This is a genomic window from Salinimicrobium flavum (assembly GCF_042684505.1).
Classification (GTDB): domain Bacteria; phylum Bacteroidota; class Bacteroidia; order Flavobacteriales; family Flavobacteriaceae; genus Salinimicrobium; species Salinimicrobium flavum.
On record NZ_JBHULT010000006.1, the window covers coordinates 61,800 to 84,153 of the forward strand.

Genomic DNA, 22,354 nt, shown 5'->3' on the forward strand with positions numbered 1-22,354 from the left:
ATCCTAAGAAGATGTTAAAGAAATTACCCGGCTTTACTTTAGAAAAAGCCCTTACAGAACACTCCTTACAACCCAACCTACAGAAAACGCCGTATTTTATGTTAGAATTGACAGTAGTTGTATCTTTGGCAGCTCAAAATGACACTGATGACCAATCCAATTTCCGGATTTTCCAAACTCAAAAAAGAAGAGAAGATCAAATGGCTTAGCGGCACCTATTTAAAGGATTCTGAGAACGCTTCACACATACTGCAGCAGTACTGGAATCCAGATCCTGCCTTACAGCAGCTTCATGAAGAATTCACTGAAAACACCCTTTCTAATTACTATCTTCCATTTGGGGTAGCCCCTAACTTTCTCATCAATGAGTCTCTCTATGCCATCCCTATGGCGATAGAGGAAAGTTCTGTGATAGCAGCTGCCAGTAAAGCTGCCAAATTCTGGGGGAAACGTGGTGGGTTTAAGGCAGAGGTCCTGGGAACCAAAAAGATCGGTCAGGTACATTTTATGTATACGGGCGACAAAGTAAAATTGCAGGAGTTCTTTCTGCAGGTTAAGCCGGTGCTTCTGGAGGCAGTAGAGCCACTCGTAAAGAACATGAAGAAACGAGGCGGAGGTGTCCTGGATATTGAACTCAGGGATAAGACCGATCTTCTTCCCGATTATTACCAGCTTCACTGCACCTTTGAAACCAAAGATTCAATGGGAGCGAATTTCATTAATTCCTGCCTGGAACGATTTGCGGAAACTTTAAAACTTGCTGCCACTAATTATGATGATTTCAATTCAGCTGAAAAGGAGATGGAGATCGTAATGAGCATTCTCTCCAACTTCGTACCCGAATGCTTAGTAAGAGCCGAGGTTTCCTGCCCGGTGGAAGAACTTTCAGACCATGGGATGAGCGGAGAAGCTTTCGCGGCAAAATTCGTCAGGGCATTAAAAATAGCTGAAGTTGAGCCTTACAGAGCAGTGACCCACAACAAGGGTATCATGAATGGGATTGATGCGGTTGTTTTGGCTACAGGAAACGATTTTAGGGCGGTAGAAGCAGGTATCCATGCCTACGCTTCCCGGGAAGGACAATATACCAGCCTTACCCATGCCGAAGTATCAAACGATCAGTTCAGGTTCTGGATGGAGATCCCACTCGCTTTGGGAACGGTGGGCGGCCTTACAGGGCTGCATCCCCTTTCGAAGATCGCCCTGGAGATCCTTCAAAAACCTTCAGCCGAAAACTTAATGAAGATCGTTGCCGTTGCCGGACTCGCACAGAATTTTGCAGCCGTAAAATCACTTATCACCACAGGAATTCAGCAGGGACACATGAAAATGCACCTCATGAATATCCTGAACCAGCTGGAGGCGTCCCCCGAAGAAAAGGAGAGCCTGGTAAAGCATTTTAAAAAACATAACGTTTCCCATAGTGCGGTGGAAGAGGCGTTACAAAATATACGTTCTTAATGCATAAATTCTACAGTCACGGGAAACTGCTTATCACAGGGGAATATGTGGTACTTGACGGGGCCACAGCCCTGGCATTGCCTGCCAGGTTAGGACAAAGCCTCGAGGTGAAGAAGATCGAAAAGCAGGGAATCGAATGGACCAGCTACAACCATGAAGGAGAGATCTGGTTTGAGGCCAGAATATCTTCCGAAGAGATCCTGGGAAGTGAACAGCATGAGGTTAAGAATGAGGTAAGGAAAAGACTGGTTTCCCTGCTCAGGGAAGCAGCAAAGAAAAATCCGGAGAAACTTTCCTCAAAACATGGTTTTGAGATCATCACCAGAACGGAGTTTCCGTTGGACTGGGGTCTCGGGTCTTCCTCTTCCCTGGTGGCCAATATCGCTGCGTGGTTTGAAATAGATGCCTATGAGCTACAGGAAAAAATCTTTGGCGGCAGCGGATATGACATCGCCGTGGCACTGGAAAATAGTCCTGTAACTTATGAGCTTACCAAAAGTGGAAGGAGCGTTTTAACCACTTCCTTTGATCCTCCTTTTAGTGACCAACTCTTTTTTGTTCACCTTAACAGAAAACAGAACAGCCGGGAATCTATAGATCACTACAGGAAACAGCCGGGTGAGGACATCTCTGCCGCTGTAGAAAAAATAAGCATGCTTACTCACCAGGTGATCACCTGCACCAGTCTTACTGAATTTGAACTCTTAATAGAGATCCACGAGACCATAATTTCCAAACTGGTCAACTTGCCTAAAATAAAATCTGCGCTTTTTCCTGATTTTAAAGGAGCCATAAAAAGCCTTGGTGGCTGGGGAGGGGATTTCATTCTTGCTACAGGGGGAGAGGATGAAAAGAATTACTTCAGGGAAAAAGGGTACAAAACCATCCTTTCGTATTCTGAAATGATATTTTAAAATACTTTCCCCAGGTCAAAAACCAAAAAACCCTTCCGGTTATGGAAGGGTTTTTTTATAGTACTCTTTTATTTCTTAGTAGAACCTGGCTCTGTTGTCCTCTATTTCCGCAGCACTTTTCAAAGCTGAGAAAACATCTGTATTAATAGTGGTCCTTCTGGCAGCCGCTTCTCTTGAGGCATATGGACGGTAGGAGTCAAGTTTAGGAGCTTCAGTCTTCTTAAGTACTTTCACCACATAAACTCCTTTATCACCGGTCAAAGGCTTGCTTACTGCGCCTTCTTCCATGGCAAAAGCAGCACCAACAACAATTGGTTCGCTACCTACCCCGGGTAAAGTAGGGCTGTTACGGTTCACAGAACTGGCAGTGTTCACTTCCACTCCCTCTTTTTGAGCGATTGCTGATAGGTCATTACCTGAGATCCTCTTTTTGATGATCTCGGCCTTTTTCTGTTTTTGAAGGATAGGGATAACGGTTGAAGATGCAGCTTCAACAGATTTGGTTCCTTTAGGGTTAACCGCAGTAACCTGCGCCACTACGTAACCGTTGCTCACTTCAAATCTTCTAATATCACCTACCTCAGTGTCATCTTCAAATGCCCACTGGACTATGCGGCGCTGTGATCCAACCCCCGGGATGTTCTCATCCAGCTGTTGGATATCTTTTACAGGCCTTACTTCCTTATTGTTTTCTTTTGCCAACTGGACAAAGTCACCATCTCTGGCAGCAAGTTCAAATCTTGTTACCTCTGTAAAGAGATCGTTCATAGATTTTTCTGAAGCCTCAATTGGCCGGGTAATGGTGGCTAGTTTCACAGCCTTTTCTTTACCTGTTTGCTCCTGAATATCGATCACATGATAACCAAACTGGGTTTCTACCACCCCGATAGTACCTGTATTGTTTGTGAATACGAAGTCATTGAAAGCTGGCACCATGGTTCCAGGAACGAACCAGTCAAGTTCCCCAGCCTGTTCTTTGTTGGATGCATCTGCAGAAAACTCTGAAGCAAGTTCAGCGAATTTATCTTTATTGTTCCTGGCTACTGAAGCAATACTGTCTGCAAGAGCTTTAGCCTCTGTTTTTGACCTTGTTGTGCCGGCACCAACAGGAGATCCCTGCCAGGCAACCAGAATGTGACGTGCCTTTGCAGAATCAGGGATTTGGGTAACCTCAATTACTTTGGAGATCTTCCAGGAGTTGTCTTCTTTATAAGGACCGTAAGTTTCCCCTTCGGCTAAGTTGAATAATTTTTCAGCATGGTCTCCCCTAAGATCGTTACGGAACACAAATCTGTCCTGAAATTTCACATCAGAATTATTATTAACAAAATCTTCATTTTCGGTGGTGGAAGAGAATCCGGCGATGGTATCATTGGATTGGGTGACCGAATTGTATTCTACTCTGTTTTCCAGAAGGCTTTCAATCTCTGCTTTCACCTCAGCCTCATCTTCTGCCGAAGCAGTCTCGGTGTATTGAACGTACTGAATATCTCTCGCTTCTTCAGTTTTGAAAATTTCAGAATTCTTTTTTATGTAATCTTTGATCTCAGCTTTAGACACTTCAACTTCAGAATCTGGTACTGAAGTGAAAGGGATCTGTACGAACTCAAGATCAACATTGTCATTGGCATATTTATAAGCCAGTTCTCCCTCAGTCAGGGTAGCTCCCACACCTGCTTTGATCATATTGAAATAGATCTCCTCACGTGCAGATTCCCCCACTGAATTCTCATAATCCAACCATTGCTGGTATGCTTCAGGAGAAGTAGATTTTAAAGTGGCAATATATTCACGAAGTTTGTTCTCGTCAAAAACCCCGGCTTCATTAGTGAAATTAGGGTTATTCCCCATTTCCCTTCTAAGGATCTCCTTGACCTGTGCTTCTTCAACACGAATTCCAAGTTCTTCAAATTCCTGTTCAAGAACTGCACGACGCACATTTAGATCCCAAACCATATTCATGGCCTGAGCGGAAGAGGCATTAGGCCCCAGGTTGCGCTGATAGGCTTCAACCTGTCTAGCAAATTGCTCTCTTTCAATGTCTTCCCCGTTTATGGTCGCGATGGTGTTCTGCGATTTCTGGGAAACCATTCCCCCGTTTCTGATAACATCAGCCAAAACAAAAGAGAAAAGTGCCAAAGCGATAATTACGATCAGGAAAACCGAACGTTGCCTTATTTTATTTAATACTGCCATTTTATAATTGTGTTAATTCTAGAATATAGGGGGCGAAAATAACGTTTTTAAGATTATTAAAAAATTATAAATCCGCAAAATATAAGGAAAATTATTCCCGTGGAGTTATCTGTAGTTCAACCAGCTCTATCTTGGTTTTTGAGACCTCTTTTATATGGAAGGTATAATCGTCTATTTGAACAATACCATCCTTGGGCGGGATCTCCTCAGTATGATTAACGATGTAGCCGCCAAGAGTTTCATAATTTTCTCCAATAGGAATGTTGAGCCTGTAAGCTTCATTGAGGTAATCTACTTCAAGCCTTGCCGAAAACAGGAAATGACCCTCTTCCAGCTCTTCTTCTATAAGCACCACAGGATCGTGCTCATCTTCAATTTCCCCAAAAAGTTCTTCCACAATATCTTCCACGGTCATCATACCACTCGTGCCACCATATTCATCGATAACCACTGCAATACTCTTTCGTTTCTTGATAAGTATGTTGAGTACGTCTTTTACCAGCATGGTTTCAGGAACGAAGACCACCGGTAGCAAAATAGATTTTAAGGTTGGTGGTTTCTTGAATAGTTCAAAGGAATGGATGTATCCAATTATGTCATCTATATTTTCCCTGTACACCAGGATCTTTGATAAGCCTGTCTCGGTAAAGGTTTGTACGAGATCTTTAGGTTCGGTGGTCATTTCAACTGCCACGATCTCGGTACGGGGGATCATGACCTCTCTTGATTTTACTTCGGAAAATTCAAGTGCATTCTGAAAGATCTGTATTTCTGTGTCGATCTCCTGGTCACTTTCAACTTTTTCCATCTGCTCATTAATGTAGTTTCCCAGTTCTACTTTTGTAAAAGCAAGTTGTACTTCGTCGCCTTCGGTCTTGAAGAACCTCTTCAGCACGATATCTGAAATCCAGATAATAAAAGAAGAGATAAAACTGAAGAGGACGTAAAACAAATAGGCCGGAAGGGCGAAGAACTTCAGCAGAGAGTTAGCATAGATCTGGAAGAACACTTTGGGTAAAAATTCCGCAGTCAACAAGATAATAAGTGTAGAAATCACCGTTTGGGTCACCAGGCTAAGATCCATAACAATATATCTCCAGAATTCGCTCTGCAGATCCATATTTCCCAACCATGCCATTAAAAGATCACCCATAAAGAATCCATAGATCACCAGGGCTATATTATTGCCCACGAGCATGGAAGCAATGAACTTTGAAGGTTTACGGGTTAGGCGGGTGAGGATCTTGGCAAGAAAATCGTTCTGCTTCTTCTCTATTTCAACGTGGATCTTATTGGCAGATACATAGGCGATCTCCATTCCCGAGAAAAAAGCAGAAAGAATAAGGGAACAAATAATTATGACTATTTCATAGGTCATCCCGCTTAGTTCTTACGGTTACCGTACTTTTTCCTGAAATGTCTTCTAAAGAAGAACATGAAGATTCCTATGATCACAAATAGAAGAAAAAGATATGCTTTTGTCCTGTCTTCATCCCAAAAATTGATCGCTTCATAAAGAAAAAAGGCCGCAGCGGCCAGGTAGGCAAATTCAAAAAATTTGGAAAATTTCATCATTTCTTTTCTTCTTCTATAATTTGGACCCCAACGTTGGTCCTGGAGCGAAAATTACTGAATTCCTGATTACTATCAAAGCCCTGACCTTCATTAACGGCACCATTCTTAAACCTAATCGTATTCTCCCGGTCAGTAAAGACCCAATTATTGTTTTGGTCCCAGTAAAGCTGGTCTGCGGTTAACTCAGTACTGTCACTGGTGATCACCACGACATTTCCCTGCAGGTCGATCAATCCTGTTTGATCATAGATCACCCCATAATTTGCCGTAACGGTATTACTTTTCTTATTCTCGTCAAAAAATTCAACCTCCAGACCTTCCGGAAACTCCCGGTATGGGAAGCGTTTATTGGAAAAGTCTCTCATTCTGGCACTTTTCAGGGTGGCAACCACTTTTCCAGAGTCAGTGTATTTAAGATTGATACCGATTCCTATTGCCTGCGGAGCATCTTCGGGCATCTCCATCTCCCTCACTCCTTTCAGATTGCCTTCACATGAAAAAAGCATTGCCACAACAAACGTTGTGACAATGCTTCCAATTATTTTCCGGTATGTGAAATTCATATTACAAGTTAGGTACCCGTACGCTCTCACCTATCCAACATCCAATGTTGATAGTTTTACCCTGCATATCTTCCTGGAAGATATCAGCTCTCTGCGGTGCTCTACCTCTATATGCAGCTGCAGTTTCATTTGCAGTGCTGCTTATTGAAGGGTCTACCCTACCTGCTCTTGAAGCATAGTCGGCAGCCAACCAGTATACAGCTCTTTTTTCAAAAGCGGTGTTACCACAGTTGTTGGCACTTTGTGCAATCATATTCGCTATCTGAAGGTAAGCTCTACCATAAGATGGTCTTGACTGCAAAGCTTTACGGTACATAGTCCTGGCCTGAGAGAACTGACCTTTATCTTTCATGTTATTGGCGAGTCTGTAATAGATAGTCGCTCTAACAGAAGGGTCTTTTTGAAGTTCGGCAGCCTGGTTGTAATATTCCATGGCTTTAGACTGGTTACCTTTAGATTCAGCAAGCTGACCAAGGGAATAAGCTGAGCTGGCAGAAGGTTCAAGTTTGTGTAAAGCTTCAGATACTTTTACAAACAAAGGATCTTCAGTACAATCTTTAGCAGATAACCTGCTGTTTACACGCTTCAACCAATCAGTATCACCCTTTTTAGCATCAAAGTCTTTACTGTATAAAGGAATAAGGTTATCACAATCTGCACGCTGGCCTAACTTAGCATTAATACTACCTTTTACGGCACTATAGGCTTTCAGGTTGACCTCATAGGCATTCAGCCTCTTTTCTTCCTTACTTGTCAATTTCTCCCCGGCTTCCTGCTTCTCGATCAATTTTGCAAGACCCTCTGCAGTTTCGTTTTCCTGTTCCTCAAGCTTGGCAGTTACAGTATCGTAATTGTCAAAAACATCCTGAAGGGTTTTTTCCCCTGCATCCTGAAGTTCTACCAGAAGATAGAAATAGGTGTATAATGATTTCGGATTAAAAGCATCTTTATCTTCCTTAAAGGCTTTGTCAAAAGCTTCAAACTGCTCCTGAGTAGTTCCCAGTTTGTAATCATATTTGGTTTGCGCAATATCTGCCTTCACCTCACCGGCTTTGGTCTTTTCAGGAAAATGCTGAAGACGTTCCTGATATAATTTTACAAGGTCTTGAGCAAGAGCCTTTTTCTCTCCCTCAGGAGCTTTATCAAGTTTGTCTTTAAGTATTCTTTCACCATATTGATAGGTGACTACGCTATATGTTGGACAATCTTTCCTCAGGGTCTGAATTCTTGGGAAGGCAGCATCATAGTTCTTAGCCTTGGCATCACTGTATGCAAGTGATGCAGTTGTAGCACACTCTTGATTGTCCTGCGCCTGCAGGGCTCCCGTACCCAAAAGTACCCCGGAAAGAAATAATATTATTTTAGTTTTCATAGTATAGGGTTTTAAATCAATTAGTTGTGATTATTCAAATTTTCTTTTCATAAACCATCTATCGTTAAGAGAGAGGCTTATTTTGGCATTAAAAAAGTTTTCCTGAACTAGTCCAGAATCGGTCGTACCGCGCTGTCCATACTCAAATCCCAGATTCACGTTCGAGAAAAACCTTCCTGCTGGTAGTCCTACTCCAAAAGACATGCCAAACTCATCGATAGGCTCCCCCTGCAGGCTGAGTCCTGTTTCTTCCATGCGTACCCCTGCGCGATATACAATTCTGCTGAAGTAACTGGTCAAAGAATTATAATTTGGAATGAAAAAGCCACCTGCCCGATAGCTTGAGGAGCTTTCATAAGAAGCACCTTCAAGTTCAAAAGAACGGTTACTGAATGCACTTGCCTCACTTCCGGTATATTCAACACCCACAAACCATTTTCTGGGTTCCCCTATACCTGCACCAACAGAATAACTGGAAGGTAAGCTCAGGTCTGAATCAGGTATCTCTATATCGCGCTTTTCTACTCCCACATCGCGTCCTTCGGAATCAAAAATAATAGTAGCCAGCTCCCGTTGGTTTTCAGAGTTAAGATTTGTTTGAGGAGTGTAATGCGCTCCCAGCATAAACTGAAGGCTCTCGTTTAGCATACGCTCATAGGCCAGACCTATTTTATAGGTAAAGCCACTCAGGTCTGAGCGGTTAATTTCACGACTTCCATACTCCAGGCCTTCCCTTAAGAAAAGATTCCTGTTCTGAATATTTCCAAAGTTATAGTTCAGATCAACACCCACAGAAATATTGTCGGTAATGGCATACCCTCCGGAAAGAAAAACCTTGTTCAACCCACCTTTTCCCGAGAACCGGCTTGCAGCACCCGACTCATCGGCTCTTTCGATGACATTATAACCAACAGCCGTATAAGGAATAAGCCCAAAGGCAACCCCCAATTTACCTGCCGGGATACCTATTGCCAAATAATCAAATGATGTGGTATTGGTATTTCCTGTTTCCGAATCTGTTTTTAAGCTTACTGCCGAATGGCTTGCACCCAGGGTATAAGTCGTAAGGGCAAGTTTTCCATACGCAGCCGGATTTCTGAGGTTCAAGTGAATACTGTCTGAAAATATGCTAAGACCACCCATAGACTGGTTCTCTACGGTACCTTTAAATGTGTTCAACCCCACCCCATAAAAAGAATAAGGGGAAGAAGTTCGCTCCTGAGCGGTCGTAATCACTGTAAATAAGATGAATACGATTAGAATTAATCGTTTTGTCATTGACTGATATTAAATTCGAGAATGTAATTTAAGCCCTCCAACAAGAAATTGGAGTTGGCAAATATGCTATTTTTTAAGTTTATAGACAAAAAATGTGCGTCTCCACCTGTAATAATTGTCACCATTTTATCATATTGAGCGGCATATTCTTCTATTACCCCGTCAATTTCTTTTAGAATGCCGTAAACCACTCCCGAATTAATTGAGGTAATGGTACTATTTCCCGTCAATTTAAGATCTTTTTGCAGTTCAACCAAAGGGAGGTTCGCTGTGAATGCATTCAGTGCCCTGAACCTCATATGCAAACCGGGGGAAATTGCCCCTCCCAGGTACTGGTTTTCTTTGTTCTTAAAGTCATAAGTGATACAGGTACCGGCATCAATCACCAGTACGTTCCGGTCCCGGTACATTTTAGAAGCGGCCGCAGCCAGGGCAATGCGATCGTTTCCAAGGGTTTGGGGGGTTGCATACAGGTTTTCAAACGGAAGTACAATTCCAGGGGAAAGCTCAAGTATCTTTGCGTTACGCTGCAGGTGGGAAGGCCAAAGGAAATTCGCCGGTGAAACTCTGGAAACGATCACCCCGGATATCCCGGGATGGGTTTGAGAAATCTCGCTCAGTTTTTTTTCGAGGTCCCTTTTCTCCACTATTATTTTCCCGATAAGTTCAGCACCCTGAAAAACAGCAAGTTTAACAAGAGTATTTCCTACATCGATGATCAGGTTCATAGGCACGGGCTTGAAAAAGCTAAAATACGAAAGCATTTTTTTTAAAATTCCCTTGGGAGATATTAAATTTGAATCTATATTTGCACCCGCTTACTGTAACAAGGTAAGCTTGCTTTAAGTACTGGTGCCTTAGCTCAGTTGGTAGAGCAAAGGACTGAAAATCCTTGTGTCCCTGGTTCGATTCCTGGAGGCACCACCATCAAAGCAGAAGCCCCTTCTTGAAAAAGAGGGGGCTTTTTTATTTAACCACATCAGAAACAGAATTTCAGAAGAGAGTTTTTGGTGTCCCCTGGTTCCCCCGATGCTTCGGGGCTGGAGGCACCACCATCAAAGCAGAAGCCCCTTCTTGAAAAAGAGGGGGCTTTTTTATTTAACCACATCAGGAATAGAATTTCAGAAGAGAGTTTTTTGGGATCATGACCAAATGTTTTGGATTAGGCAAATATTGTTGTTAATCTAAACAGGAAGAATTCAATGTTTTTACTCCTCTAACCTGACTCCTAAAAGCCTTTATTTTTCATTACCTTTCTAGTATGCATTTCCTTTACATCATGTATAGTCCAACTGCCGATAAATATTTTGCGGGTGAAACGAATAATGTCCCTGAGAGAATTGAATCGCATAATAGCAATAAAAACTTAAAAGCCTTTACGGGAGCTGCTTCCGACTGGGAACTTAAGTTGATCTTTAACTGTAATTCCAGGGAAGAAGCAGTGTACCTACAGAAGTCTATTAATACCAAGAAAAGCAGGAAATTTGTTGAAAAGGTAATAGATCATCCTGAATTGCTCAAAGACCTACTCAGGGGTTTTAAATAACCTTCCTGCATCCCGTTTAATACCTCAAGATACACGATTTACAGGTCGAACATCACTCCAAAAGAGAACCTAAGGCCTTCCCCCCCGGTGAAAAAGTTGAATTTTCCGCTCACCGTTTCCGCACTGCTCACCCAAAATCCGCCTCCATAGCTGTCATGCCATTTATCGCTGTTCTCATTTTCTATCCACACCCGGCCTACATCATATCCTCCAAAGATCCCAATCTGGAAGGGAAGAAATCCTGTAGTGAACTTTTCAAAACTGTACCTGAGATCTGCACCGGCAGCAAAGGCTTCCTTTCCTGCAAATCGCTGGTGGCGGAATCCTCTTAATCCATTATCCCCACCCAGGGTTGCTGCGTGGTAAAACCGGAAATCATCCTGAAGATTGATCTCTGCCAGGGCACGGGAATTCAAAACCCATTTTCTGTTCCTGGTAAGGGCATGGTAAAATTCCACCGAAGGTTTTATATAAATAAAGGCGTTATGAGTATCCTGTACATCCATTTTTCCTCCAAGAGCAACCTCGAAATCCATCCCTTTAGTGGGGTTTAATACATCATCAAAACTCTCATAACCATAATTTCCCTCAAGGCCGATGTAGTATTTTCTTTCGAAAAATTCATCTTCTACAGCAAATTCCTCAGACAGATATCTGCCTTCGGTATCCTCAACCTCTACACCTTCAAAATTCACCGCATATTTAAAAAAACTTCCGTAAGGACTGTCTTTTATGATGCCTAACTCTACCCCAAGCCTGCTTATCCTTATGCGGTTATAATCTTTTGTTAGATCATCATCATAATTGACTGTCTCATTACCCAAACCAAAAAAATTGAGGGTATTTTTAGGACTGGAATAATAAGCCCCTACTCCAAGATTATACCTGCTAAAAGAATTCGCAAATTCCCCTTCATATGCCACCTCAAATCCCTGGGTTGCAAAAAAATATCCCGCACTAAATTTATGTCTTGCGGTAAATGGGTTTGTAATTAGTTTATTGATTGTATAGGCAGAGTGGACTCCCAGGATAACACCATCATCTGGATTATAACCTATTGAAGGTAAAATGCTGTTACTGTTAGATTTCTTACGGTCTTTATCAAACAGGTTCACTTCATAATTATCTGTAAAGGTGATCCTGGCCCCTTTATTCTTTTCTATCGTATTAGGTTTAGACTTGTGATCATATACCTTGATCTTTTTTCCGTTTTCAATATGGTATACATCATTGTTCTGACCTCCTATGATCCTAACCAGAATTTCATCATTCCCTTTTCCATCGACAAAGAATTGATCGTCATCATCTAGACCATATATCCAGATCTCCTCGGTCTCATCGGCGTAATAAATCTTTTCGCTTATTACATCATCCCGTTCCCCGTCTTTATTACGGGATAATGTCACCTTTGTCTTCCCCTCCCCCATACGGGTGACATCGATAAAATCATCCTTATCTGTACCGGTTATAATTGCCAGTTTTGCAAGAACCTCATAATACCTCATGGAGATATCCACCATTTTTGCACGTCTTGCCCTAACTTTTTCTTTCAACTCTTCTGTCTCCTGCCCCTGTACTTCTTCGGGTAAGCGCGCGAAAGCTTCATCAATCACCTCATCTGTAATTCTTGACTGAAGAAATTCTGCCTGTTCTTTCCATGTCTCTTTACCTGAATTTTGCAACAAAGCCCTGTCTTGTGCCGTAGCCGATTTATTGAACCATTCTATATCATCAATGTCTTCATCATATTGACCAAACTGGTTGGTGAAGCCAACCAACTTCCGAAGGGTATTGAAAAGGCTACCATCAAAATTTGAAAATACCTGATCCCGGTCCCGCGGAATTGGTAAAAAAGTGCGATTGTCATCCTCATCTTCTATTTCTGCCCAGCGCCACTGGTCACTATGCCTGTCCCAATCCCCGATTAACATATCAAAGAGCCTGGATCTAACATAGGCGGCTTCATCTAAACTGTATTTCTCATCCCTTCGAAGTCGCTCGAACATGCCTTCTGTACTCTCGAGATCATGATTGGGATTACCAAAACTGTCATACCCCAGCCAGTTTTCCTCTGGTCGCTCTTCCACCATATAAAGTGCCCCTCCATGATTGAAATTATAATCTCCCAGTTTGGGTTGTTTGGGCAGATAAAAGAGTTGAGGATTGGTATAAAGAACGTCTGCAGCCTCTGCAAGAACAGGAACCGCCAGAAAACCGTACGGATGGGAACCGGTGTAGAAATCCTCCAGCAGTTTTTCTGCAAGGGTATTCTTGAAATCTTCTGAGATTGGTTCATCCTTAAAACCTACTGCCTGGATGAACTGTACCGCATCCTTCCTCAGCATCCTGAAATTATATTCCCTGTCCAGACTGTCTTTTACTCTTAAAGAAGTGGTTTGGTGCCCTCCACCCTCGCGCATTGGTTCAAGACCTCCGTACAAAGTGTCGAGCAGGGCCACCCGTGCTTCGATTTTCCGGCTGTATAGCTCCCTGTACTTGTCTCCCCAAATAGACTTGTAAAGATCACTCTTTTGAGTCTCCTCGGGCTTATATACCGAAGCCTCTACTGTTTCAGGAAATTCCTGCGGAAGTGACTCCACATCAAATTTATCAGGCTGCCCAAAAACCTCTTTTTGGTACAGCAACTCCGGCTTACTGCCTTTACTTCCATAGAAACTAACCCGCGATGAGCCGTCTTTAAAGACATCAAATACAGCAAATCCTTGTCCTGTATAGGCAAAAAGTCCGTCAGTACCTTTTTCTGCATAGGCAGTGGTGGAACCTGCACCCGAAATTATTTGTTTTATATGTTCATTTTCCACGTACTGCAGAGAGTGATCGTGGCCCGAAGCAAATACGACGTTACCCCACTTATCGGCGATAGTCCTCAACCTGCTCACCATTTCACTGTAGCGCTCGTTTTGAAGGTCTTGTTTAGAAATGCCGCCACTGGCTCTAACGAAATTTACCACAGAACCAATTACCGGAGCCGGGATCCTCTTATGCGCCGGATCGAGGTACATGCTAAGACCTGATTTTCCTCCAAAGATCCCGTTGGAATTGAGTGGATGATGCATGGCAAACACCGTTGTCTTGTTCTGGTTCTTTTTAAGTTCGGTCTCAACCTCCAGGAACATTGCTTCCCGGGTCTTTATTTCAGGACAGTCATCATTGACAGTGGGATGGTCATCCCAGTGTTCCAGGTACCACTGCGAGTCGAGGATAATCAGGTGAGTGTCATCTGAAATATCCACGAATTGCAGGGGACATCCCGGTTTAGGAAAATATACTTCCTCACTGCCCAACATTTGTTCCAGGTATTCCTGTTGCCTTTGCAGGCCGTCAATTCCTTCCTTTTGCCAATCATGATTTCCGGGAAGAAAAACAACCTGTCCCTTAAAATTCTCAACAGCATCCAGCTGTGCATCGAGGAGATATTCCCTGCTTTCTCTTTTATCATCCTCTTTGGAAACCATGCCTCCGGGATAAAGGTTATCCCCCAGAAAGACCACAAAATCTTCAGAAGTATTTACAGAACCAAGATAAGTTTTCAAGGCCTGTAGTGCGTCAGAACTACCGCCGGGTTGGGAATATCCCGCGTCTCCGATCAGGTAAAAAGAGGTGATTTTTTCTTTATTTCCCGTGTAATTTTCAGCTGGTTCATTTTGCGATTTTTCGAAGGTGGGTTCTCCTGTTGCGCAACCCATTAGCAGGGTAAGAAACATCCAGAATAGAAGAGGGCTTTTTTTTGTCATTACTTTTCAAAAAACGGTGATAGAAAATAAAAATATCAAACAAATTTTCTAATATTCTCAATTTCCTGTTAAACCACCATCTGCCAATGACCATGGATACGGGGCTTTTACCTAAGTTTCTCTCCCATTTTTAAAGACAACTTGTTTCAAGTAATTAAAAACCAGCTACATAAAAACATTGATGAATATTCTTTCATACTATGGAAAATAGGTTCAAAAGAGTTACTACTTTAAAGACAGGAGCCTTTTTTTAAATAAATGACTAAATTTATTTTCCAGAATCCTCATTAAAAAAGGGAGTTTAAATTAAATTCAGAACTGCCTAAAGGATGAATTTAAGCTGTTATTTATCTTCGGTCCCGTGAAAGAAAAATACCACTCCTGCCATTGCTGCTGCTGCAGCCGTCTTAAGCACAAAATTTTTGCAGTTGTACTTCCATTCTGATCTAAGGCCTTTTTCAGCAAATATATTAGGAATGTGACCTTTCTTAAGGTCATCTATTATTCCTTCAACTACGCCATGCGATCGGCCAATATTAGTGGCAGCCAGTGTGCATAAGTACTTCCACTGTATTTAAAGGCTTCCCTTCTTATCATTCCACTAAGTCCCGAAGGTGGAACCGAAGTGCCAAAAACTGCAGTAATGTTTGGCCTTTCTATTAAATACAGTACTTCTATATTTACAGGTTGCTGTTCAGTACGCTCCCAGGAATAACCTTCGACCTCCTCATCTGTTCTTTTCTTTATAGGGAAAAGATCCCGGAATAAATCCGGGATCTCAAGTGATGGTTGTATCGGAAGAATTGTTTTATCCACCCGCCCTGTTCAATTCTTCCAGGTTTGTTGAGCGGGCATTCGCTTTAGATTTTGATCTGCTCAACCTGTACCGCAGGTTCACATTTATAGATCTTTCATCAAAATATTGATCGATATAAATAGTATTGCCTAGAAAAGCAGCGTTAATATCCATTCGCTTACCTTCAAAAATATCTGTAGCACTTACAGTGACGTTCAACCGGTCATTTAAAAATGATTTTTTGAGTCCGGCATCAATCCACCACTGCTGGTCTATATTATACACTCCATACGCCACCGGTCCTCTAAGAGTTCCGTTAAGCTCTAAGCTGATATCCCATGGCAGGTTTATCTGGTGGTTGGTCTGGAAAAGGTAAAAGAAGTTGTCGTTGCTTACCTTTTGATCGTCAAGCGTCAGATCAAAATACTGCTGATTCAGCACAAGGTTGTTATTTGTATTCCAAAAAGAAGCCAGTTCAACAGGTGCAACCAATGTCGCGGTAAAGCTTCTCGAGTTATCCAGGTTTCTGGTCGTGAAATTTGTTTCACCGGTTTCACTGTTGGTTGTTGGCACCTCTGCACTAAAATCCTTGACATGATCATAGCTCAACAAAAGATTATATTTTTTAAAGAAGGTTTGAGAGACTTTATAGCTGCTTGTGATCTCCGCTCTAAGGTCTGGGTTCCCCACCACATAACTATAAGGATCAAGATAGAATGCGACAGGATTGAAATAGCTGTAGTTGGGCCTGCTGATCCTTTTGCTGTAGGAGTAATTGAGTTTATAATTATCACTTACATTTTGTTCCAGCATGATGTTTGGAAAGAACTCCAGATAATCTCTACTACCAACCTCGTCAAGCCGGGCGGAATTACCTTCACCGACCGTCTGTTCTGCCCTAAGCCCCACCTGTAAATTCCAGGTATCGCTTAACCTGTTACTGTAGTTCACATAAGCCGCATAGATCTCCTCTGTATATTTGAAGCTATCACTTTTCCCGGGATCATACACATTGTCCCCTTCCTGCAACTCATAAAAATCCAGTTTGCTTTTGGAAACCACTTTACTTGTTTTCACTCCCACTTCAAAGCCGGAACTTTCTGAAAGAGGTTTTGCAAAATCGATGTTCGCGGCGTAGATATCAAAATCTGAAAAACTTTGGCTATTAAGGAATTCTGTATCCTGTTCTCCAATTTGAGAATAATCATACCTATTGGTAAAATCTGAATATTCTTCCCTGTTCAGTCTCGCAAAATCAACATTTGCAGAGATCTTTGTTCCCAATGTATCCAGTTTCCCGGTGTAGTGAACATTGAACTGTGCATTTCTATAGGTCTGGTCCAGGCCATTCTCTGCGACTATATTCAAATATTCTTCGGAAGGATTTCCAAGAACACTTTTTGTGTTCCAGTCCATTCTCCTGTCACGGTACATGATGTTAGCCATAGCACCTATGCTGTTCATTTCATCAATCTCATAATCTGTCCCCAGCTGGATCGAAGGGATAAAATCCTTTCTTTCCTGAAGGCCGGTTTGCTCATACCGGGTATATTCCACAGTTCCCGGAAAGGTCCTTATTGTATATTGATCTCTGTATACTCCACGCTCTGAAAGGTCAACGTTGACAAAAGAATTCCAGTCTCCGCTTTTATAACCAAGGTTAAGACCTCCGTTGAACAAGGTTTGATTTCTCATTTCCACTCCAGAGTAGATAGTGGCAGTGAATCCGCTCATGCTGTTCTTTTTCAGCTTAATGTTCAAAATTCCCGCAGCTCCTTCGGCATCATATTTTGCAGAAGGATTATTGATCACTTCGATCTCCTCAATATTTTCTGCCGGCATTCCGTCAAGCATGGCCTGCAGCTCTGATGGGGAAAGATAGCTCATTCTTCCATCGATCATAACCGCCACACCTTTTCTCCCGTTGATAGAAAAATTCCCACTCTGGTCAACAGACACGCCCGGAGCACGGCTAAGCATCTCGTAAGCCGTACTTCCTGCAGCAACAGCAGTTCCCTGCACCCTCATGACCATTTTACCGTTTTCGACTTTGACCCGGGGCCTCCAGGTTTTTATCATTACCTCATCCAGGGAAGTAACAGCTGTCTCCATGATCACAGTTCCGAAATTCTTTTTGAAATCGGGTGCAGAGATCCTGAAGGGGTCGGTAAAAGTAGATTGAAAACCTATGGCACTAAATCTTAGCAAATATTCCCCTTTTTGAGGAGTTTTCATTTCAAATCTTCCGTCTAACTCTGTAGTGGTTCCGGTCACCACGGTTGAATCGGGCAATTTGATGACCGCCACCGTGGCAAAAGGAATGGTCTCTTCCTTTTGATCCTGAAGGCTGCCGCTAAGGCTGCCTTCCTGGGACCAAAGAAAGGGACTTACTAAAAAGGCTAATCCAAATAAAAATTTTTGATACAACATCGCTTTTGTTTTTTAATTGATTTCTGAAGCAAATATGCTGTCAATCTGTGCCTTATAAAATCATATAATGAATCAAACCGGACAAAAGCACTATGAAATGGGATATAGACAGAATGAAACGGAAAAGAATTCTGTCCTTTTTAAAGATCTTGGACTGAAGTCATGAACCATCAATTGATAGACAATGAGAAGCAGGCAACTCAAAATTTTATATTTTTACCTTCAAGTAAAATTCAGGCAGATCAAAAAACAGATTTCAGAAAAAGATTCAGCTGAGGGAATCCAGGAACGGTCCCAGCTATCGGTAATTCTTGAAAAGATCAAGATTGCGGCTTTTTCGACTATTATCCTCTACACGATTTTCGGCTATCTCAATTTTGGGTTGAAGTTATTCACAAGAGAAGGGCTATCCGTCTTTAGCTTTTACAACCTGGTCGAAGTGGTTTTCGCTTTCTTCTTTTTTTTAACCATCTTTTGGTCGCATACCAGGATTTCTGATTTTGTTCATTCCACTGCTTTCACCAAAGCTTTCAGACATGTTAATCCCCTATGGAAACCGGTCGCAGAAGCTGTGCTGGTTTTATTCACAGCATTTATCGCTTTAAGCCTGGTAAATTTTCTCCCTTTATTTCTTTTGTACCCGGAAGTACATCCCAAACCTGAAAATCTGCGGGTAGGGTATATTTTAAGCGGAGTGATCTCTCTTTTTTTCTATTTCTATGTAGAAAAGAATCGCAATCAGAAGAAATTACAGGCAGAAATGTTACGCTCTGCCCAACTTCAAAAAGAGAATTTTGAAGCTGAATTACAGAACCTGAAGAACCAGGTAAGTCCGCATTTTCTCTTTAACAGCCTCAATGTCCTTGCCTCCCTGATACCCCTGAATCAGAAAAAAGCAGCTGAATTCACCCGTCGATTATCTGACCTTTACCGCTCACTCCTTGAAAACTCTTCACAGCAGCTAATTTCACTGCGGAAGGAGTTGGAGGTAATGAATGCCTATATATACCTATTGGAAACCAGGTTTGGCGAAGCCGTAAAATTTCATGTAGACATCCCTTCAGAAATGAAGGACCTGCACCTTCCTCCGGGCGCCATACAATTACTGCTGGAAAATGCCATTAAGCATAACGGCTCCACCCGAAAGAACCCGCTGAAAATATGGGTGTATACTGAAGAAGAAAAATTGATCGTTAGAAACAATCTGCAACCCCGAATGGATGAAATCTCTTCGACTAAAAAAGGATTGAAAAACATTAAGAGCAGATACAAATACTTTTCAGATGAAGAAATTGAGGTTATAGAAAGTGAGAGTGAATTTATAGTCAAACTGCCTTTACTTAAAAAAGCTGCACATGAAGACCTTGATTATTGAAGATGAAGCCTTGGCGGCCGATTCATTAGAAGCACAGATCAAAGACCTCAGGCCCGGTACAGAGGTATTGGGCAAAATTGGATCTGTGGAGGAAGCTGTGGAATGGTTTGGGGAAAATCTGCCCCCAGACCTGCTTTTTTGTGATATTCATCTTTCTGACGGGAGCTGTTTCGAAATCTTTAAACAGGTAGATGTAAAATGTCCCGTGATCTTCACAACTGCTTATAATGAATACGCAATCGAGGCCTTCAAGGTCAATAGTGTAGATTATCTGCTTAAACCTGTAAAGAAAGATGAGCTTGCTTTTGCGATAATGAAATATGAAGATCACAAAAGCGGAAGTCTCGATGGGGAAATGGAAAACCTGAAAGAACTCCTCAGACATTTCCCTGCTTCAACAGGGAATAAAAAGAAATCCCGGTTTATGGTCAAAAGTGGTCAGACCATAAAGGCCATAAATGGAGAGGCCGTCGCATATTTCTTAGCAGAAGAAGGGGTTGTGCTACTGGTAACTTTTGAAGGAAAAAGATATATTATTAATTACACTCTTGACCAATTGGAAGAACTGGTGGACGAGGAAATGTTCTTCAGGGTAAACCGCCAGTTAATTGCGAATATTGGTTCAATAAAAGAAGTACATCCCTATTTTAAAGGACGGCTGCACCTAACACTCGAACCCGGGGTAGCCGGGGAGCAGATCATTAGCAGCAGTAAGGCTTCTTCGTTCAAAGCGTGGCTCGACCTCTAACAAAAAAAAGCAGCTTTTTCAGCTGCTTTTTTTAATAAGTTTCATCCAGATTATCCTTGAAGTACGGCCTGCAATCTTTGTTGCAATTCAGGATCGTTCTGCAGTCCCATAGCAATCTGCTCATATCTTTCCAGGCTAAGACCTGCATCGGTAATAACTTTCTCCATTTGTTCCTGTAAAGATGCCTGCATCACTTCAAGTTTTGAAATGATCTCTTTATGCTGCGTCTTTTCTTCAGTGGTAGCCTCAACTTCTAAATTAGGGTTTAAGGTTGCTTCATGGATCTTGTTGAAACGTTCTATTTTCATTCCTCCATTTTGAACCACCTGTACCATTTCCTGCTGGCTTTGCTGACCAATTACACGAATACCCTGAAAAGCTTTTGCAAACTTATTCATTTCAGCATCTGTAACTTCCACTTTTTGCTGCTCCTGCTGTTGCGGCAACTGCGGAGTTTGAGCAAATACAGCAGTAGTACCCATCAAGGTAAGGGTTAAAAGAAAACCGGCTAATTTTTTTGATCTAAACATAATTTGAATTTTTTATTGAGTTCTTTCTCCTTTATGCAAGTAGTATGCCGCAAAACTATCTTGGGTATTGAGTCTCTTTATTCAAAGGATTAAAAGGTATCATAGACAACAATATCACAATAAAAGGTCAAGCAATCTTATCATTATTATTATGTGGTCTGTGGCAACTTATGCCCTGGATCCCCAAGGATAAGAGATAAATCTTTGTAAAATTGTATCTTCGGTTTCAAAAATCAAGCATGTCAAAAACATATTATGATCCCGCAGATCTTCGGAAATTTGGGGATATCACAGAATGGAGCGAAGAACTGGGGAATAAATTCTTTAATTACTATAATCAGGTCTTTGAAGAGGGAGCGCTTTCAGCTCGTGAAAAATCTCTTATTGCACTGGCAGTTTCTCACGTAGTACAATGTCCATATTGCATTGATGCGTACACCAAAGACGGACTGGAAAGAGGGATCGAAAAAGAGGAAATGATGGAAGCCGTACATGTGGGCGCCGCCATAAAAAGTGGAGCTACACTTGTTCACGGAGTACAGATGATGAATAAGTACAAAAAGTTATCTATGTAAGCAGATCCAGGGAAGGACGCAGTCCTGACCTAGGAGTCGCTTATCCCGAATAAAATGAGGGATCTCAGATCCAGGGAAGGACGCAGTCCTGACGTAGGAATCGCTTATCCCATAGGTAAGGACGGTCTAATAGAGCTCCCTTACTGTCTTCTATTAGCCCTCCATTAGAATCAAAAAAATGAAAAGGAAATCACTCTCGGCTCGAAAAAATGAGCTGGCCGACCCAACCAAACAACTGGAATTCCTGAGTAACGGAATCTTCGGAGATGGCGAGCTGCCACTTTTCAAGGAAAAGATAGGGCAAAGCGGAAATTTTCCGCTGAAACCAATAAAACTGGAGATCCTGCAGCTCAACCTGGGATACATGTGTAACCAGACTTGTTCCCACTGTCATGTAGATGCCGGCCCAGACCGGAAAGAGATCATGAGCCGGGAAACCATGCATCAGTGTCTGGAAGTGATAAAGACTTCCGGAGCAAAAACCCTTGACTTAACGGGAGGTGCGCCCGAAATGAACCCAAATTTCAGATGGTTCGTAGAACAGGCCTCACAGGCAGGAATAGAGGATTTCATTGTGCGGTCAAACCTCACTATAATCCTGGCCAATAAAAAGTATCACGACCTTCCGGAATTCTTTAAAAAACACAACATTCATGTGGTTTCCTCCCTGCCTTTTTACAAAAGGGAAAAAACCGACAGACAGCGTGGAAAAGGGGTTTTCACTAAATCTATCGAAGCCCTAAAAATGCTCAATGCTGTAGGGTACGGGAAAGAAGGTTCCCATCTGAAACTTGACCTGGTCTACAATCCTTCCGGAGCATTTTTGCCCACGAACCAGGAAGCCCTGGAAAAGGACTTCAAAAAGGCCCTTTTAGAAGATTTCGGCATAACTTTTAACCAACTTTTCAGTATTACTAACCTACCTATAAGTCGGTTTTTGGAATACCTTATAGCTTCAGAGAATTATGAAGATTATATGCACGAACTGGTTGGAGCTTACAATCCTTCCGCAGTGAAAAATGTGATGTGCACCAACACGCTTTCTGTTAGCTGGGACGGCTGGCTCTATGACTGTGATTTTAACCAGATGCTAAACCTGAAAGTAGCTTCAGAAGTAAAGCATATTAAAGATTTTAATGAAGAAAAGCTTGCCAATCGCGAGATCTGTATCTCCCAGCATTGCTACGGTTGTACTGCCGGAGCGGGAAGTAGCTGCCAGGGTAGCGTGGTCTAACTGAAA

General features: G+C 42.2%; 18 protein-coding genes and 1 tRNA gene. 8 read left to right on the top strand and 11 right to left on the bottom strand.

Annotated features, from left to right (window positions below; genetic code table 11):
- Positions 1 to 147 precede the first annotated feature (147 nt).
- Positions 148 to 1,461 (top strand): hydroxymethylglutaryl-CoA reductase, degradative, encoded by a 1,314-nt coding sequence (locus ACFSTG_RS03525; protein WP_380748530.1) that lies wholly within the window; start codon positions 148 to 150, stop codon positions 1,459 to 1,461.
- A complete protein-coding gene (locus ACFSTG_RS03530) occupies positions 1,461 to 2,375 on the top strand; it encodes a GYDIA family GHMP kinase (RefSeq protein ID WP_380748532.1) in 915 nt (304 codons plus the stop codon). The genes ACFSTG_RS03525 and ACFSTG_RS03530 overlap by 1 nt, the downstream gene beginning before the upstream one ends.
- Positions 2,376 to 2,450: 75 nt before the next feature.
- Here ACFSTG_RS03530 and ACFSTG_RS03535 read toward each other — a convergent pair whose 3' ends face one another.
- From ACFSTG_RS03535 to ACFSTG_RS03565, 7 genes are all read right to left on the bottom strand, one after another.
- On the bottom strand, positions 2,451 to 4,571 hold the full coding sequence (locus ACFSTG_RS03535) for a peptidylprolyl isomerase (protein WP_380748534.1): 2,121 nt from the start codon (positions 4,569 to 4,571) through the stop codon (positions 2,451 to 2,453).
- Between the two features lie 91 nt (positions 4,572 to 4,662).
- On the bottom strand, positions 4,663 to 5,949 hold the full coding sequence (locus ACFSTG_RS03540; protein WP_380748536.1) for a hemolysin family protein: 1,287 nt from the start codon (positions 5,947 to 5,949) through the stop codon (positions 4,663 to 4,665).
- Between the two features lie 5 nt (positions 5,950 to 5,954).
- On the bottom strand, positions 5,955 to 6,146 hold the full coding sequence (locus ACFSTG_RS03545) for a hypothetical protein (protein ID WP_380748538.1): 192 nt from the start codon (positions 6,144 to 6,146) through the stop codon (positions 5,955 to 5,957).
- Positions 6,143 to 6,709, bottom strand: a complete 567-nt coding sequence (gene lptC, locus ACFSTG_RS03550; RefSeq protein ID WP_380748540.1) for an LPS export ABC transporter periplasmic protein LptC — start codon at positions 6,707 to 6,709, stop codon at positions 6,143 to 6,145. Before lptC ends, ACFSTG_RS03545 begins: the two co-directional genes overlap by 4 nt.
- A 1-nt stretch (position 6,710) precedes the next feature.
- Complete coding sequence (locus tag ACFSTG_RS03555) at positions 6,711 to 8,081, bottom strand: hypothetical protein (RefSeq protein WP_380748542.1); 1,371 nt, start codon at positions 8,079 to 8,081, stop codon at positions 6,711 to 6,713.
- A 30-nt stretch (positions 8,082 to 8,111) separates the two neighbouring features.
- Positions 8,112 to 9,359: a hypothetical protein gene (locus ACFSTG_RS03560; RefSeq protein ID WP_380748544.1), complete on the bottom strand. Its 1,248-nt coding sequence runs from the start codon at positions 9,357 to 9,359 to the stop codon at positions 8,112 to 8,114.
- Positions 9,356 to 10,087 (bottom strand): type III pantothenate kinase, encoded by a 732-nt coding sequence (locus tag ACFSTG_RS03565; RefSeq protein ID WP_380748546.1) that lies wholly within the window; start codon positions 10,085 to 10,087, stop codon positions 9,356 to 9,358. The genes ACFSTG_RS03560 and ACFSTG_RS03565 overlap by 4 nt, the downstream gene beginning before the upstream one ends.
- A gap of 123 nt (positions 10,088 to 10,210) precedes the next feature.
- Here ACFSTG_RS03565 and ACFSTG_RS03570 point away from each other — a divergent pair.
- Positions 10,211 to 10,286 (top strand) — tRNA-Phe (locus ACFSTG_RS03570).
- Positions 10,287 to 10,620: 334 nt separating this feature from the next.
- Positions 10,621 to 10,905 carry a GIY-YIG nuclease family protein gene (locus ACFSTG_RS03575; RefSeq protein WP_380748548.1) on the top strand — a complete coding sequence of 95 codons (285 nt, stop codon included), beginning with the start codon at positions 10,621 to 10,623 and terminating at the stop codon, positions 10,903 to 10,905.
- Positions 10,906 to 10,943: 38 nt separating this feature from the next.
- Here the strand turns inward: ACFSTG_RS03575 and ACFSTG_RS03580 are convergent, their stop codons facing one another.
- From ACFSTG_RS03580 to ACFSTG_RS03590, 3 genes are all read right to left on the bottom strand, one after another.
- The gene (locus tag ACFSTG_RS03580; protein WP_380748550.1) at positions 10,944 to 14,660 is read right to left on the bottom strand and encodes a BamA/TamA family outer membrane protein; all 3,717 of its coding nucleotides are present in this window, start codon (positions 14,658 to 14,660) and stop codon (positions 10,944 to 10,946) included.
- Positions 14,661 to 15,173: 513 nt separating this feature from the next.
- Complete coding sequence (locus ACFSTG_RS03585; RefSeq protein ID WP_380748552.1) at positions 15,174 to 15,476, bottom strand: hypothetical protein; 303 nt, start codon at positions 15,474 to 15,476, stop codon at positions 15,174 to 15,176.
- On the bottom strand, positions 15,469 to 17,886 hold the full coding sequence (locus tag ACFSTG_RS03590) for an outer membrane beta-barrel protein (protein WP_380748554.1): 2,418 nt from the start codon (positions 17,884 to 17,886) through the stop codon (positions 15,469 to 15,471). Before ACFSTG_RS03590 ends, ACFSTG_RS03585 begins: the two co-directional genes overlap by 8 nt.
- 184 nt (positions 17,887 to 18,070) lie before the next feature.
- On the opposite strand from ACFSTG_RS03590, the gene ACFSTG_RS03595 reads away from it, so the two are divergent.
- A complete protein-coding gene (locus ACFSTG_RS03595) occupies positions 18,071 to 19,261 on the top strand; it encodes a sensor histidine kinase (RefSeq protein WP_380748556.1) in 1,191 nt (396 codons plus the stop codon).
- Positions 19,242 to 20,009 carry a LytR/AlgR family response regulator transcription factor gene (locus ACFSTG_RS03600; RefSeq protein ID WP_380748558.1) on the top strand — a complete coding sequence of 256 codons (768 nt, stop codon included), beginning with the start codon at positions 19,242 to 19,244 and terminating at the stop codon, positions 20,007 to 20,009. The genes ACFSTG_RS03595 and ACFSTG_RS03600 overlap by 20 nt, the downstream gene beginning before the upstream one ends.
- Positions 20,010 to 20,059: 50 nt before the next feature.
- On the opposite strand, the gene ACFSTG_RS03605 is transcribed toward ACFSTG_RS03600, so the two are convergent.
- Positions 20,060 to 20,539, bottom strand: coding sequence for a DUF4168 domain-containing protein (locus ACFSTG_RS03605; protein ID WP_380748560.1), 480 nt, complete (start codon positions 20,537 to 20,539; stop codon positions 20,060 to 20,062).
- A 239-nt stretch (positions 20,540 to 20,778) separates the two neighbouring features.
- On the opposite strand from ACFSTG_RS03605, the gene ACFSTG_RS03610 reads away from it, so the two are divergent.
- Positions 20,779 to 21,114: an arsenosugar biosynthesis-associated peroxidase-like protein gene (locus tag ACFSTG_RS03610; protein ID WP_380748562.1), complete on the top strand. Its 336-nt coding sequence runs from the start codon at positions 20,779 to 20,781 to the stop codon at positions 21,112 to 21,114.
- 178 nt (positions 21,115 to 21,292) lie between these two features.
- Complete coding sequence (gene arsS / locus ACFSTG_RS03615) at positions 21,293 to 22,348, top strand: arsenosugar biosynthesis radical SAM (seleno)protein ArsS (RefSeq protein ID WP_380748564.1); 1,056 nt, start codon at positions 21,293 to 21,295, stop codon at positions 22,346 to 22,348.
- Positions 22,349 to 22,354 lie beyond the last annotated feature (6 nt).

What these genes read in the sequence shown, in the direction of transcription:
- ACFSTG_RS03580 (WP_380748550.1), bottom strand. Translation starts at nt 14,660, where the DNA reads ATGACAAAAAAAAGCCCTCTTCTATTCTGGATGTTTCTTACCCTGCTA.
- ACFSTG_RS03555 (WP_380748542.1), bottom strand. Translation starts at nt 8,081, where the DNA reads ATGAAAACTAAAATAATATTATTTCTTTCCGGGGTACTTTTGGGTACG.
- ACFSTG_RS03530 (WP_380748532.1), top strand. Translation starts at nt 1,461, where the DNA reads ATGCATAAATTCTACAGTCACGGGAAACTGCTTATCACAGGGGAATAT.
- ACFSTG_RS03610 (WP_380748562.1), top strand. Translation starts at nt 20,779, where the DNA reads ATGTCAAAAACATATTATGATCCCGCAGATCTTCGGAAATTTGGGGAT.
- arsS (WP_380748564.1), top strand. Translation starts at nt 21,293, where the DNA reads ATGAAAAGGAAATCACTCTCGGCTCGAAAAAATGAGCTGGCCGACCCA.
- ACFSTG_RS03545 (WP_380748538.1), bottom strand. Translation starts at nt 6,146, where the DNA reads ATGATGAAATTTTCCAAATTTTTTGAATTTGCCTACCTGGCCGCTGCG.
- ACFSTG_RS03525 (WP_380748530.1), top strand. Translation starts at nt 148, where the DNA reads ATGACCAATCCAATTTCCGGATTTTCCAAACTCAAAAAAGAAGAGAAG.
- ACFSTG_RS03565 (WP_380748546.1), bottom strand. Translation starts at nt 10,087, where the DNA reads ATGAACCTGATCATCGATGTAGGAAATACTCTTGTTAAACTTGCTGTT.
- ACFSTG_RS03600 (WP_380748558.1), top strand. Translation starts at nt 19,242, where the DNA reads ATGAAGACCTTGATTATTGAAGATGAAGCCTTGGCGGCCGATTCATTA.
- ACFSTG_RS03575 (WP_380748548.1), top strand. Translation starts at nt 10,621, where the DNA reads ATGCATTTCCTTTACATCATGTATAGTCCAACTGCCGATAAATATTTT.
- ACFSTG_RS03590 (WP_380748554.1), bottom strand. Translation starts at nt 17,886, where the DNA reads ATGTTGTATCAAAAATTTTTATTTGGATTAGCCTTTTTAGTAAGTCCC.
- ACFSTG_RS03560 (WP_380748544.1), bottom strand. Translation starts at nt 9,359, where the DNA reads ATGACAAAACGATTAATTCTAATCGTATTCATCTTATTTACAGTGATT.
- ACFSTG_RS03595 (WP_380748556.1), top strand. Translation starts at nt 18,071, where the DNA reads ATGAGAAGCAGGCAACTCAAAATTTTATATTTTTACCTTCAAGTAAAA.
- lptC (WP_380748540.1), bottom strand. Translation starts at nt 6,709, where the DNA reads ATGAATTTCACATACCGGAAAATAATTGGAAGCATTGTCACAACGTTT.
- ACFSTG_RS03540 (WP_380748536.1), bottom strand. Translation starts at nt 5,949, where the DNA reads ATGACCTATGAAATAGTCATAATTATTTGTTCCCTTATTCTTTCTGCT.
- ACFSTG_RS03535 (WP_380748534.1), bottom strand. Translation starts at nt 4,571, where the DNA reads ATGGCAGTATTAAATAAAATAAGGCAACGTTCGGTTTTCCTGATCGTA.
- ACFSTG_RS03605 (WP_380748560.1), bottom strand. Translation starts at nt 20,539, where the DNA reads ATGTTTAGATCAAAAAAATTAGCCGGTTTTCTTTTAACCCTTACCTTG.